Consider the following 12,645-nt stretch of genomic DNA (forward strand, 5'->3'; position numbering starts at 1 on the left):
GTGAGGCGGTCACCCGGCTGCGCGGCGCGGCCCGCTCCGGCGAGGCCGACGCCGCTGGCGCGAGCGACTGGGTCGACGCCGTACGCGCGATCCTGGCCGGCATGGGCTGGACCCCCGAGGCCCCGACGACCCGAGGTCAGACCCGCGACCGCTGGGAGTCCTGGCAGGCGCTGGTCGACCAGGCGGTCCAGTTCGCGGCCGAGTCCGCGGGAGCCGCTGAGCCCGCCGGTCTCAACGGCTTCGTCGACCACCTCGACCGGCGGGCCGCCGAGCAGCACGCCCCGGTCGCCGACGGCGTCACGCTCGCGACGTTCCACGCCGCCAAGGGCCTGGAGTGGGACTCGGTGTTCCTCTGCGGCCTCCAGGACGGCACCCTCCCGATCACCTACGCCGACACCCCGGCCGCGGTCGAGGAGGAGCGCCGGTTGCTCTACGTCGGCATGACCCGCGCGCGAGTCGACCTCTCCCTGTCCTGGGCACTCTCGCGCAACCCCGGCGGCCGGGCGTCCCGCAAGCCGTCGCGGTTCCTCGACCCGCTGCTGCCCGACGACGCCCGCGCCGCGCGCGAGCGGCCGCGCAGCCGCAAGGTCGCCCACTGCCGCGAGTGCGGCCGTCCGCTCTCGACCGGCCAGGAGCTCAAGCGCGGTCGCTGCGCGGACTGCCCGGCCTCTTACGACGAGGAGCTCTTCGAGCGGCTGCGTGAGTGGCGGCGCGAGCGCGCGGGGGAGGAGAGCGTGCCGGCGTTCGTCGTGTTCACGGACGCGACCTTGCAGCTCATCGCCGAGCACAAGCCGCGCACCCCCGAGGCGCTGCTGCGCATCAGCGGCATCGGACGCTCCAAGCTCGAGCGCTACGGCGAGGACGTCCTCGCCGTCGTCGGCTGAGGGGCGTCGGGTGGGCTCGGATGGGCGTCGTGCGGGGGTCGAGCGGAGTAGCGAGCGGCGCGCCGAGGCGGCCGAGGAGCGAACGTCGGAGAAATTTCGCGAAATACCCACTAAATCGTTTGCCCATTACATGCCGGAGACGCTAAGTTTCCCCAGAACGAATCGCACCGCGCACTCGGCCCTGGCAAGGTCGGCGCCCGAACTCACCGAAGGAGGTGGCCTCGTGAACAGCATCAAGACCTGGAAGACGGCTCAGACCCCGTCGCCCTTCGGCATGCCCATTTCCGGCCACGCCTTCGTCGTGACCACGCGCGCCACCGATTCCTGCTCCGCTGCCGCCACGCTCGTCGTGCGCGAGCGTCGGGCCGGCAACGGCACGCAGGGCGCCGTCAAGGCCGACATGGGCCTTGCCCAGCCGTACTTCCCGGGGACCTCTGCCTGGAGACCACCGACCTGTTGACACCCAACAGCCATCGGCAGCCTCCAGGCCGCGGAACCCGAACCCCGGGATCCGCGGCCTTCGTGTTTTCGAGGGTCCGGATCCCGATCGCCAGACACAACCACCCGCGATCAGGTCAGGAGAGGAGGTGAAACATGACCATCAGTGAACTCGTCCGCACCGATGGGGCTGCCGAGGTGAGCCTGGGTCAGCTGCACGACCAGGCCCTCCAGGTCGACGACGAGCTGCTGCCGTGCCGGGTCAACAACCCCGAGCTCTGGTTCGCAGAGTCGCCCACCGACGTGGAGTTCGCCAAGGCGCTGTGCCAGGACTGCCCGGTCCGGGCGATGTGCCTCGACGGAGCCCTCGAGCGTCGCGAGCCCTGGGGCGTCTGGGGAGGCCAGCTCTTCCTGCAAGGAGTGGTGATCCCCCGCAAGCGGCCCCGTGGCCGGCCCCGCAAGAACGAAGCCGCCGCCTGAGACCCCCTCGGACGATCCGCTTCTCGACCTCCCGCCCACGCAACACCGACTCCCTCTCTCGACAACGACGTCAAGGAACCCGACATGATCCACAGCCACGAAATCCTGGTACGCGCGCACGTCAGCGCACGTCTGGGTGAGGCACAGCAGTGCCGACAGGGCCGTCAGCTGGCTCGCGCGCTCCGCACCGGTCGCAAGGCCGAGCAGCTCGCTCAGCAGGCCCGTCTCGCCCTCGCCCGCACGCTCTGAGCGCGCCACCGCCGAACACGAAAGCACCGACTTTCCATGAACACCACGCAGACCACCGACCCGAACGGAACCACGAAGATGAGTCTTCTCCACGAAAATCTGGCCCGAGCGCAAATGTCCGAGCGCCTGGGAGAGGCGCAGCAGCTCCGGCGCGGCCACCAGCTGGCCCGTGCCCGTCGGCTCAGCCGCAAGGCCGAGCAGGCAGCGCAGCAGGCTCGGCTCGCCCTGGCTCGCGCGCTGTAGGTCATCACTGGAACTCACCCCGTCCTGATCGCGGGTGACTGAGAACGAGAGCCGGGTACGACGACGTCGTACCCGGCTCTCGTGCGTGCGGAGCCCGCGCCCGGATCGGGGTTAGCCTGGCGAGGTGATGACCTGCGACTTCTGCGGGCGCCAGGAGGCCGACGAGGCCGCGACGCTCACCTGGACCACGGCCGTCGAGAACGGCCGCAAGCGGGTCTTCTGCGACCAGTGCTCGCGGGCCAACCTGCGGGCGATGGAGGGCAAGCTCGACAGCGAGTTCTGGTGACCGGTCAGGCGCCGGGCAGCGCGGCGAGGTCCCACGCGCAGCCGCAGTGGGGGTGCCGGGTCCAAGGACGGCGTACCGGCTCCAGATCGGCGCCGAGCGCCACCGTGGCCGACCAGGTCGTCGGTCGTCCTCCGTCGAGGTAGGTGAGCACGTCGCGGGTGGTCCAGGCTGCAGCGACCCCGCGGAGCGCAGGATCCTCGGGCCCGCCGCCCCGCCCGGCCAGCTGCTCGACCACGACCGCTCGACGCGGGTCGTGCTCGCCGCGGTGGGCGTCCACGCAGCGCAGGCAGGCCGTCCGGCCCGGGACCACGAAGGGGCCGAGCACGAAGCCGTCGGCCGAGCCGCCGACGACCAGGTGCGGCCGCCCGGAGCGCAGCTGCTCGTCGACGTCGGCGCGCAGCGGCTCGCCGTCGGCCACCACGAGGACCACCTCGGCGCATTCGCTGAGCTCGAGGCCGGCCGCCCTCAGCGCCCGTGCCACCTCGGCCGCCAGTGCACCGGTGCCCTGGACGCTGACCGGGTCGCGCGACACGACCGGTCCAGGATCCGCGAGCAGCATGCCGGCCCGGTCGAGGGCGAGCAGAACCCGGTGCGCCTCGGGGGAGTCGAGTCGCGGTGGCCGGCCGGTCAGGAGATCGTCGAGGAGCCGCCGGACGTCGGGCCGGTCGGGGACGACCAGTCGCCACGGCGGGTCGATCCCGACCTGCAGGTGGTGGTCGTCGCGGCGCACGACGTGGAGTCCGGGGCGCAGCCGGGGCACGGGGTGGGTCGCGGGGTGGGTCACGGGGTGGGTCGCGGGGTGGGCCATGGAGAGGGGTCTACCCGCTCCGCGTGGCCCGTGCGGGCGCTCTCCACAGCCCCGCCGACTCGAGGGTGCGGTGCTTGCCGCCGCAGCTGTAACGCCGGGTTACCCCCTCTTGCCACCGTGGTGCAGCACGGGGGGAGGGAAGGGTAAACGGGCGTTACAGCGGAGGGCCGACCCGCCGGTGTGAGGGGCGAGAACGCCGACAGCGGCGCCGACCCGGTCGTGGACCGGGACGACGCCGCTGTCAGTCACGTCGGTGGCGCTATGCGCGGAAGTGTCGCGTCAGGCCTTGCCGAGGATGCGGTTGAGGTTGGTGCCGCAGACAGGGCAGACAGCCTTGGCCATCCGGGTGCCCTTGTCGTTCACCTTCACCTCGCCCTCGGCCTCACGCTTCTCCTTGCACTTCACGCAGTAGAACTCGCCGCTCCAGGTCTCCGCCATGACGGCCTCCTTGCCTATGGATGTAGCTGGTCGTCGCGACGGGGCAGAGGGGAAGACCCGTCGGAAGCTCGAGGCGGTTGCCGCCGAACCGACACAGACCCTACGACACGCGGGGTGACATGCGCGTCAGGCGCACCGCAAGCGGTGAATCCGGTCACGGCGCGGCCCGGCGCCGGTCAGTACCTTGACCCCATGCCTGAGACCTCCGAACTCACCCACCTGCGCCTCGAGCGACCCGCTGACGGCGTTGTCGTCCTGACCCTCGACAACCCCGACCAGCGCAACGCGATGTCGGACGCGATGACCGCCTCGTGGGTCGCCGCGATCGACGAGCTCGCCGCCGACCGCTCGGTCCGGGCCGTCGTCGTGACCGGTGAGGGCTCGGCGTTCTGCTCCGGCGGCAACACCTCGTGGATCGCCAGCGAGCCGGACGCGACCGTCGACGAGCTGCGCACCCGGATGATCGCGTTCTACCGGGCCTGGCTCTCGATCCGGCGCCTCGAGGTGCCGACGATCGCCGCTGTCAACGGCCCGGCGATCGGGGCGGGACTGTGCCTCGCGCTGGCCTGCGACATCCGCTACGCCGCCGCCGGGGCCCGCCTGGGCGCGCCGTTCGTCAAGCTGGGCATGCACGCCGGGATGGCCGGCACCTACCTGCTGCCGAACGTCGTGGGCGAGGCGCACGCGCGCGACCTGCTCCTCACCGGCCGCGTGGTCGACGCCGAGGAGGCGCTGCGGCTCGGGATGGTCTCGCGGGTCATCGAGCCAGCGTCGTTCCTCGACGAGGTGCTCGCCACCGCGACCGGGATCGCGGCGACCGCGCCGATCGCCAGCAGGCTGACCAAGCTCGCCCTGGCCGACGGGGGTCACGCGGACTTCGAGAGCTGCCTGCAGTGGGAGGCGATGGCCCAGCCGATCACGCTGGCGACCGCCGACCTGCAGGAGGGCATCCGGGCTGCGCACGAGAAGCGGGCGCCGGTCTTCACCGGACGTTGACCCGCCCAGAACTTTCGGGCGGGTCAACGGGGTCGAGGTCGACCCGCCCGAAACTTTCGGGCGGGTCAACGTGAGGAGGCCCCCGACCACCTCACGACGTTTGCCTTCCCCTTGCGAACGTCGATCGGTGGCCGAGGGCCTCATCTGCGCACCACGCTAGAAGGCGGGTGGGACGAGGGTCAACGCGGGGGTCCGCAGCCTGTGGACAACGCTGTGGACAAGGGTGTGGATGACGCCGCTCGGCGGTGGACGAACCGTCCCCGAGGCGGGATCCTCTTGTGGACAGCGGAGCGCCGAGCCGCGGCAGCGTGGGCCTGACCAGCAAGAATGGTCCTCCACCGGGTGTGGACGAAAGAAAGTGCGCGACGAACGGGGAGGTCACCGGCGTGTCGGAGGCGACGTACGACGGCGGGCCGGTAGCAGCGCTGCGCCGGATCGCGTTCCTGCTCGAGCGTGGCCGTGAGGACTCCTACAAGGTCAAGGCGTTCCGCGGCGCGGCCGCCGCGATCCTCCCGCTGTCCCACGACGAGGTCCTGGCCGCCGTCGAGGGCGGCACGCTGACCAGCCTCCCGGGAGTCGGTGCCAGCACCGCCCGCGTGATCGCCGACGCGGTGCGCGGGGTGATGCCGGCCCGGCTCGCCGAGCTCGAGCGCGAGCACGGCGGCGACCTGACGACCGGGGGAGCGGGCCTGCGCAGCGCGCTGCGCGGCGACCTGCACTCCCACTCCGACTGGTCCGACGGCGGCTCGCCGATCGAGGAGATGGCCTTCACCGCGATCGAGCTCGGCCACGACTACCTCGTGCTCACCGACCACTCACCGCGGTTGACCGTCGCCCACGGCCTGAGTCCCGAGCGCCTGACCCGCCAGCTCGGCGTCGTCGACGCGGTCAACGACCACCTCTCCGCCGCGGGCGAGGGACGGTTCACGCTGCTCAAGGGCATCGAGGTCGACATCCTCGACGACGGCTCGCTCGACCAGGACGACGACCTGCTCGCCCGCCTCGACGTGCGGGTCGCGAGCGTGCACTCCAAGCTCAAGATGGACCCCGACGACATGACCCGCCGGATGATCGGCGCGATCCGCAACCGGCGTACGAACGTGCTCGGCCACTGCACCGGCCGCCTGGTGACCGGCAACCGCGGCACCCGCCCCGGCTCGCGCTTCGACGCCCGGGCCGTCTTCGAGGCGTGCGCCGAGCACGACGTCGCGGTCGAGATCAACTCCCGCCCCGAGCGCCGCGACCCGCCGACCGCGCTGCTCGAGCTGGCCCGCGACGTGGGCTGCGTGTTCTCGATCGACAGCGACGCGCACGCACCCGGTCAGCTGGACTTCCTCGTCTACGGCTGCGAGCGGGCCGAGGCCGCCGGGATCGACGCCGACCGGATCGTCAACACGTGGCCGCGAGAGCGGCTCCTGGACTGGGCGACGAAGTAGCGTTCGACCATGGAGCGACCGGAGGTGGCCGAGGTGCCCGAGGTGCCTGACGTGCCTCTGGTCGAGGTGCGCCGCTCGAAGCGCCGCCGCCGGACCGTCTCGGCCTACCGTGACGGCGACCGGGTCGTCGTGATGATCCCCGCCTCGCTCTCGCGCCGCGAGGAGGCGGAGTGGGTCCAGAAGATGCTCTCCCGCCTCGAGCGGTCCGAGCGTCGCCGACGTCCCTCGGACCGCGACCTGATGCGCCGGGCGCTGGAGCTCAGCGACCGCTACCTGGGCGGACTGGCCGTCCCCGAGTCGGTGCGCTGGGTCGACAACCAGCAGTCGCGCTGGGGCTCGTGCACACCGGGCGACCGGACGATCCGGCTCTCGGGGCGGCTGCAGGGGATGCCGTCGTGGGTGCTCGACTACGTGCTGGTCCACGAGCTGGCCCACCTGATCGAGCCCGGCCACGACCCGAGCTTCTGGGCCTGGGTCGACCGCTATCCGCGGGCCGAGCGCGCCAAGGGCTACCTCATCGGCTGGTCGACGGCCGCCCAGCTCGACATCCCGCCGGGCGAGGAGCTGGATTAGCGGTCGTCGTCGGGCCCGGGCTGCGGGGGAGTCGACAGGCTCGAGCACCGGCGGCGCGCCAGCGCGACCAGCTCCACCATGTCGGGCTGGGGGTCGGGGAGCGCGTCGGCCGGCCACCAGCGCACGTCGATCGACTCCTCGCTCACCGCGTGCTCGACACCGGCGGGAGCGAGCGCCACGTAGCGCACGTCGAGGTGGTGGACGTCTCCCGTCGGGCCGCAGAACGGTACGGCGTGCTCGCTGAGCTGCACCGGCACCGGGTCGAGCACCAGGCCGGTCAGCCCCGACTCCTCGCTCGCCTCGCGCAGGGCCGCCGCGGCGAGGGTCAGGTCACCGGGCTCGCAGTGGCCGCCGAACTGGAACCACGCCCGCGCCTTGGCGTGCAGCGTCAGCAGCACCTCGCCGCGCTCGGCGTCGAGCACCAGCGTGCTCGCGGTGAGGTGGTCCGGCGTGCACGCGCGGGTGAGCCCGTCGGGGTGGGCGAGCAGGTGCGCGACGTACCGCTGGCGCAGCTGCTCCTGCACGTCGGTGGGCGCGGTCCAGTCCTGCAGGACGGCGAGCGCGTCGGCGTGCAGGGGCGAGGTGGGGCTCACTCGCCGTCGGGGGAGTCGAGCAGCTTCTTCAGCTCGGCGTCGAAGTCCTCGTCGCTGAGCTCGGGCAGCGCGGTCGCGTCCTCGCGGAACCCGAGCGGGTCGTCGAGGTCGGCGGCGGTCGGCAGCAGGTCGGGGTGCATCCACACACCGTCGCGGGCCTCCACGCCCTGGCGGGTGCGCAGCGAGCCCCACAGCGTGGAGGCGTCGCGCAGCCGGCGCGGCCGCAGCTCGAGGCCGACCAGGCTCGCGAACGTCTCCTCGGCCGGCCCGCCGGCGGCGCGCCGACGGCGGAAGGCCTCCTGCAGCTTGGCCGCGGCGGGCATCCGCTCGGCGGTGGCCTGACCGACGACCTCGTCGACCCAGCCCTCGACCAGGGCGAGGGTGACCTCGAGCCGCTGCAGCGCGGCCTCCTGGGCCGGGGAGCGGGGGAGGTCGAACATGCCGCCCTCGAGCAGCGCCTGCATCGAGGCCGGGTCGTGGGGGTCGACGCCACGCATCTGCTCCTCGATGCGCGACTGCATGCCCTCGGCGTTGATCTCGATGCCGCGGGCGTAGTCGGCCACGGCGCCGATGAGGTGCTCGCGCAGCCACGGCACGTGGGCGAAGAGTCGCTGGTGGGCGGCCTCGCGCAGCGCGAGGTAGAGCAGGACGTCGTCCTCGGTGACGTCGAGGCCCTCGGCGAACTCGTGGATGTTGGCGGGGACCAGCGCGGCCTTGCCGGGCGCCGCCAGCGGTAGGCCGATGTCGGAGACGCTGAGCACCTCCGAGGCCAGGGCGCCGAGGCCGGAGCCCACCTGGGAGGCGAGCATCCCGCCGACGGCCTGGCCGAGGATGCCGAGCAGCGGGCCCGTCATCGCGCGGGCCTCCTCGGGCAGTGCGCCGCCGAGCGCCTGCACCGAGGACTCCGCGATCGGCTCGACGAGGACCTTCCACACGTCGGTGGTGCCGACGACCCACTCGGCGCGGCTCCAGGCCGCGGTCGAGGTGACCCCGGAGGGGAACGTCGTGGTGTCGTCGAGCCAGTGGTCGGCGAGCCGGACCGAGTCGGCGACGGCGTCGCGCTGCCGCTGACTGGGGGTGGGGTCGGGGGCCTGCGCCACGGTCTTGCGTGCGATGTCGAGCGCGAAGTCCCAGTTGACCGGACCCTCGTGGGGCTGCATGAGGAACTGGATCTGGTTGAAGAGCTGGCCGAGGTCGGGCAGCCCCGCGGCGCCCGCACCACCGAGGCCCCCGGCGCCGCCGAAGGCATTGAAGATCTGCTCGAACGGCGTGCCCTTGAAGGGGTTCTGGCCCGGGTTCTCGCTGCCGTCGTCGGGCGTCCCGCCCGGCTTGTCGTTCATGGGGTCCACGGTACGCGGGTGGCGGTCACCGGTCCGCCGCACGCCGACCATCTGCTCTAGGGTCGGGACGTGACCTCCGCCGTACGCCTCGTGGACCTGCGGGAGACCCCGCTCGACGTCGCCGAGGTCGTCGCCGCCCTCGACGACGACGCCTCCGGGGGCCTGACGCTGTTCGTGGGCCGGGTGCGTGACCACGACGGCGGCAAGGGCGTCACCGGGCTCGACTACTCCGCCCACCCCACGGCGCTGGACCGGCTGCGCGAGGTCTGCGAGCGGGTGGCGGGGGAGCACGACGTCCAGGGCGTCGCCGCCGTGCACCGCACCGGCTCGCTGGCGATCGGCGACGTCGCGGTGATCGTCGCGACCACCGCCGCCCACCGCGGCGACGCGTTCGTGGCCTCGCGGGCCCTCATCGACACGCTCAAGGCCGAGGTGCCGATCTGGAAGCACCAGCGCTTCGGCGACGGCACCGAGGAATGGGTGGGCACCCCTTAGCCAGGCGCGCCTCCCCGTGGAGGGCGCGGGCCACTCGTAATCTCGGGGCGTGGAGATCCTGCTCTGGCTGGTGCCGTCGGTCGTCGTCACGGTCGTGGCGATGCTGTGGGTCGCCTGGGCCGGACGCGAGGGCCGTGGCGAGGTCGACCGCGAGGTCGCCGTACGCCGGCTGGCCTCCGCCCTCGAGCCCGACCCGACGCGCCGCCGGCGGCCGGCCCCCGGCTACGCCGCCCCGCGGGCGAGCCGCGACCGGTCCACGGGCGTCGCCGTCCGTCCGTCGCGCCGCGCCTCCTGACCGGGCTGACCGGGCCCTAGGGCACATCTGACAGTCTTGGCGCCATGACGCAGCGCACCCTCGCCGGCCTCCTGGCCGTGCCGCTGCTCATCGGGCTGTGGGTGACCGCGGCCCTCAAGCCCCTGCCGTTCGTCACCTACGAGCCCGGTCTGACCATCGACGTGCTCGGCACCAACGACGACGGCAAGGAGATCATCGAGGTCACGGGGCACAAGGTCTACCGCGACGACGGCCAGCTGCGGATGACCACCGTCTACGTCTCCCAGCCCGAGCCCAAGGGCAGCAACAACCTCTTCGAGCTGATGCGCGACTGGATCAGCGACGAGGACGCCGTGTACCCCTACGACGCCGTCTACCAGCGGGGCGAGACCGTCGAGCAGAACCGCCAGGAGAGCGCCCAGGAGATGACCAGCTCCCAGGACGCCGCGACCGCGGTCGCCCTGGAGGAGCTCGGCTACGACGTCACCGAGGCCGTGGTCGCCGCGGTCAGCAAGGGCACCCCGGCCGACGGCGTGCTCCGAGCCGGGGACGTGCTGCTGAAGGTCGACGGCGTCGCGGTGGCCAACGGTGACGACGTGGTCGCCCGGGTCGGCACGGTCCAGGAGGACAAGCCGGTGCGCCTCGTCGTACGCCGCGACGGCGAGCGCCGCGAGCTCTCGCTCACCCCCGAGGTCAAGGACGGACGACCGCAGATCGGCATCCAGGTCGGCACCCAGACCAAGGGGAAGCTGCCGGTGCAGGTGCACATCGGCATCAACCCCGACATCGGTGGCCCCAGCGCCGGGCTGATGTTCTCGCTGGCCATCTACGACACCCTCACGCCGGGGTCGCTCACGGGCGGCGCGACGATCGCGGGCACCGGCACCATGGACGCCGCCGGCAACGTCGGCCCGATCGGCGGCATCCAGCAGAAGATCGTGGGCGCCCGCGACGCCGGCGCCCAGCTGTTCCTGGTGCCGCCCGACAACTGCAAGGAGGCGCTCGGTGCGCCTCACGAGGACATGCGCCTGGTGCGCGCCGACACCATGCACGACGCCCGGGAGGCCATCGCCGCCTGGGTGAAGGACCACGACGCCGACCTGCCGAGCTGCGAGGAGACCGACGCGTGAGCGAGCACGACCCCGACCTGAGCCCGGAGCTGAGCCCGGAGCTGAGTCCCGAGCTGAGTCCCGAGCTGACCGCCGACCTCGACGCCGACCCGGCCCTGGCCTCGGCGGTGCTCGAGATCGAGAGCCACATCGCGGCCGAGGGCTGGGACCAGCCGGCGCGGCTCTACGCCTTGGTCGACACCGCCGCCCTGGTCGAGCGCGAGCCGGCCCTGGCTGCCGCGATGGGCCTCGACGCCTCGTCGGCCCACGGGTCGCTGACCCCGATCGAGCAGGACCAGCTCCCGGTCGACCTGCCGTTCGAGATCGCTCTCGAGTCGGTCCTCTGGCCGCCGGAAGTGACCGGGTGCGCGGCCGTGGTCGAGCGCCTGGTGCTGCCTCCCGACGCCGACCCGCTGATCCCGTCCGACCCGGCGTCGGCCGAGCGGTTCGCGCGCGAGCACCCCGACCGTCAGGACGTGCGCATCGTCGCGGGGGTCACCCGCGCGGGCGCGACGTACTGTGCACTGCGACTGCGTGCGCACGACGACGACCAGTCCGTCGTGGGCGGCTCCGACCTCGTGCCGGGGCTGTTGGAGCTGCTCGGGGCGACGTTGGAGGACCCTGGGGCCGCGCCGGGGCACGAAGGAGAGAAGCAGAGATGAGCGAGCTGTTCGACGAGGACCCCCGCGACGTCGGGCCGCCGGCCCGATCCGGCTCGCGGCGGTCGCGGGCCCTGATCATCACCGCGGTCGTGCTGGTGATCGCCTTCCTGGGCTTGAGCTCGTTCGCGGGCATCTACACCGACCGTCTCTGGTACCGCTCCGCCGGCTACGGCGGGGTCTTCAGCACGCTGTTCTGGACCAAGACCGTGCTGTTCCTGGTCTTCGGGGCGGTGATGGCGCTGGTGGTCGGCCTCAACATCTACCTGGCCTACCGCTTCCGCCCGTTCTTCCGGCCGAACTCCCCGGAGCAGAACGGGCTGGACCGCTACCGCGAGGCCGTCAACCCGATCCGCACCTGGCTGCTGATCGGGGTCGCCGTGGTGCTCGGCGCGTTCGCCGGCAGCTCGGCGATCGGGGAGTGGCGCGACTACCTGCTGTGGCGCAACGGCGTCTCCTTCGGCAGCGACGACGCCTACTTCCACAAGGACATCGGCTTCTACGTCTTCTCCCTGCCGTGGCTGCACTACCTCGTCGACTATGCGATGGCGGTGCTGGTCGTCGCGCTGATCGCGGCGGCGGTCGTGCACTACCTGTACGGCGGCATCCGGCTCCAGACGCCCCGCGACCGGCTCTCCGGGGCGGCCCAGGCGCAGATCTCGCTGCTGCTGGGCCTCTTCGTGCTCGCCAAGGCCGCCGACTACTGGCTGGACCGCTTCGACCTGGTCACCCAGGGGGGCGGGCTGGTGACCGGCATGACCTACACCGACGACCACGCGGTGCTGCCGGCCAAGAACATCCTGCTCGGCATCTCGGTGATCTGCGCGGTGCTGTTCTTCGTCAACGTGTGGCGCCGCACCTGGCTGCTGCCGTCGATGGGGCTCGCGCTGCTGGCGGTCTCGGCGGTCCTGCTGGGCCTGATCTGGCCGGGCATCGTGCAGCAGTTCCAGGTCAAGCCCTCCGAGGCGGACAAGGAGGCGCCGTACATCGAGAAGAACATCCAGGCCACGCGCTCGGCGTACGACGTCGCCGGCGTAGCCGTGGAGAAGTACGACCCGGCGACCGCGATCGGCGCGAGCGCGTCGACCGTCGAGGACGAGACCTCCTCGGTGCCGCTGGTCGACCCGCAGCTGGTGCGTGACGCGTTCGAGCAGAACCAGCAGGTGCGTGCCTACTACTCGGTCGCCGACGTGCTCGACGTCGACCGCTACGAGATCGACGGCAACGACAGGGCGCTCGTGCTCGGCGTGCGTGAGCTCGACCAGAGCGGTGTGCCCGACGGCGACCGGAACTGGACCAACCTGCACACCGTCTACACGCACGGCAACGGGATCATCGCGGCGT

Annotated in this window: 18 protein-coding genes; 14 read left to right on the plus strand and 4 right to left on the minus strand. The window is 72.3% G+C overall.

Going from position 1 to position 12,645, the window contains the following annotated elements:
- The 6 genes from Q0L15_RS03140 to Q0L15_RS03165 all read left to right on the plus strand — a co-directional run.
- Positions 1-884 (plus strand): ATP-dependent DNA helicase UvrD2 (locus tag Q0L15_RS03140; RefSeq protein WP_296602180.1); only part of this gene is annotated, 884 nt, incomplete at its 5' end.
- Positions 885-1,107: 223 nt separating this feature from the next.
- Positions 1,108-1,344 carry a hypothetical protein gene (locus Q0L15_RS03145; protein WP_296602181.1) on the plus strand — a complete coding sequence of 79 codons (237 nt, stop codon included), beginning with the start codon at positions 1,108-1,110 and terminating at the stop codon, positions 1,342-1,344.
- 134 nt (positions 1,345-1,478) lie between these two features.
- Positions 1,479-1,802 (plus strand): WhiB family transcriptional regulator, encoded by a 324-nt coding sequence (locus Q0L15_RS03150; RefSeq protein ID WP_296602182.1) that lies wholly within the window; start codon positions 1,479-1,481, stop codon positions 1,800-1,802.
- 84 nt (positions 1,803-1,886) lie between these two features.
- Entirely contained in the window at positions 1,887-2,051 is a 165-nt protein-coding gene (locus Q0L15_RS03155) for a hypothetical protein (protein ID WP_296602183.1), read from the plus strand.
- Positions 2,052-2,087: 36 nt separating this feature from the next.
- The gene (locus Q0L15_RS03160) at positions 2,088-2,294 is read left to right on the plus strand and encodes a hypothetical protein (RefSeq protein ID WP_296602185.1); all 207 of its coding nucleotides are present in this window, start codon (positions 2,088-2,090) and stop codon (positions 2,292-2,294) included.
- Positions 2,295-2,421: 127 nt separating this feature from the next.
- Entirely contained in the window at positions 2,422-2,580 is a 159-nt protein-coding gene (locus tag Q0L15_RS03165) for a hypothetical protein (protein WP_296602187.1), read from the plus strand.
- A 4-nt stretch (positions 2,581-2,584) separates the two neighbouring features.
- On the opposite strand, the gene Q0L15_RS03170 is transcribed toward Q0L15_RS03165, so the two are convergent.
- Together Q0L15_RS03170 and Q0L15_RS03175 are read right to left on the minus strand one after the other, a co-directional pair.
- On the minus strand, positions 2,585-3,388 hold the full coding sequence (locus Q0L15_RS03170) for a hypothetical protein (RefSeq protein ID WP_296602189.1): 804 nt from the start codon (positions 3,386-3,388) through the stop codon (positions 2,585-2,587).
- A 279-nt stretch (positions 3,389-3,667) separates the two neighbouring features.
- Positions 3,668-3,826 carry a DUF5679 domain-containing protein gene (locus tag Q0L15_RS03175; RefSeq protein WP_011754982.1) on the minus strand — a complete coding sequence of 53 codons (159 nt, stop codon included), beginning with the start codon at positions 3,824-3,826 and terminating at the stop codon, positions 3,668-3,670.
- Between the two features lie 192 nt (positions 3,827-4,018).
- Here Q0L15_RS03175 and Q0L15_RS03180 point away from each other — a divergent pair, with 192 nt between their 5' ends.
- From Q0L15_RS03180 to Q0L15_RS03190, 3 genes are all read left to right on the plus strand, one after another.
- On the plus strand, positions 4,019-4,822 hold the full coding sequence (locus Q0L15_RS03180) for an enoyl-CoA hydratase-related protein (RefSeq protein ID WP_296602190.1): 804 nt from the start codon (positions 4,019-4,021) through the stop codon (positions 4,820-4,822).
- Between the two features lie 386 nt (positions 4,823-5,208).
- Positions 5,209-6,258: a PHP domain-containing protein gene (locus tag Q0L15_RS03185; protein WP_296602191.1), complete on the plus strand. Its 1,050-nt coding sequence runs from the start codon at positions 5,209-5,211 to the stop codon at positions 6,256-6,258.
- 9 nt (positions 6,259-6,267) lie between these two features.
- A complete protein-coding gene (locus Q0L15_RS03190; protein ID WP_296602193.1) occupies positions 6,268-6,831 on the plus strand; it encodes a M48 family metallopeptidase in 564 nt (187 codons plus the stop codon).
- Here the strand turns inward: Q0L15_RS03190 and Q0L15_RS03195 are convergent.
- Together Q0L15_RS03195 and Q0L15_RS03200 are read right to left on the minus strand one after the other, a co-directional pair.
- Positions 6,828-7,424 carry an NUDIX domain-containing protein gene (locus Q0L15_RS03195; protein ID WP_296602195.1) on the minus strand — a complete coding sequence of 199 codons (597 nt, stop codon included), beginning with the start codon at positions 7,422-7,424 and terminating at the stop codon, positions 6,828-6,830. The genes Q0L15_RS03190 and Q0L15_RS03195 overlap by 4 nt on opposite strands.
- Positions 7,421-8,764, minus strand: a complete 1,344-nt coding sequence (locus tag Q0L15_RS03200) for a zinc-dependent metalloprotease (RefSeq protein WP_296602197.1) — start codon at positions 8,762-8,764, stop codon at positions 7,421-7,423. Before Q0L15_RS03200 ends, Q0L15_RS03195 begins: the two co-directional genes overlap by 4 nt.
- A gap of 69 nt (positions 8,765-8,833) precedes the next feature.
- Here Q0L15_RS03200 and Q0L15_RS03205 point away from each other — a divergent pair, with 69 nt between their 5' ends.
- The 5 genes from Q0L15_RS03205 to Q0L15_RS03225 form a co-directional block, all read left to right on the plus strand.
- Complete coding sequence (locus tag Q0L15_RS03205; RefSeq protein ID WP_296602198.1) at positions 8,834-9,259, plus strand: molybdenum cofactor biosynthesis protein MoaE; 426 nt, start codon at positions 8,834-8,836, stop codon at positions 9,257-9,259.
- A gap of 49 nt (positions 9,260-9,308) precedes the next feature.
- Positions 9,309-9,554: a hypothetical protein gene (locus tag Q0L15_RS03210; RefSeq protein WP_296602200.1), complete on the plus strand. Its 246-nt coding sequence runs from the start codon at positions 9,309-9,311 to the stop codon at positions 9,552-9,554.
- Between the two features lie 44 nt (positions 9,555-9,598).
- Positions 9,599-10,663, plus strand: coding sequence for a PDZ domain-containing protein (locus tag Q0L15_RS03215; protein WP_296602202.1), 1,065 nt, complete (start codon positions 9,599-9,601; stop codon positions 10,661-10,663).
- A complete protein-coding gene (locus Q0L15_RS03220) occupies positions 10,660-11,304 on the plus strand; it encodes a PPA1309 family protein (protein ID WP_296602204.1) in 645 nt (214 codons plus the stop codon). The genes Q0L15_RS03215 and Q0L15_RS03220 overlap by 4 nt, the downstream gene beginning before the upstream one ends.
- Positions 11,301-12,645: UPF0182 family protein (locus Q0L15_RS03225; protein WP_296602205.1), on the plus strand; the 1,345-nt coding region annotated here is incomplete at its 3' end. The genes Q0L15_RS03220 and Q0L15_RS03225, both read left to right, overlap by 4 nt.

This window comes from Nocardioides sp. (assembly GCF_024509035.1).
In the GTDB taxonomy this organism is placed as follows: Bacteria; Actinomycetota; Actinomycetes; order Propionibacteriales; family Nocardioidaceae; genus Nocardioides.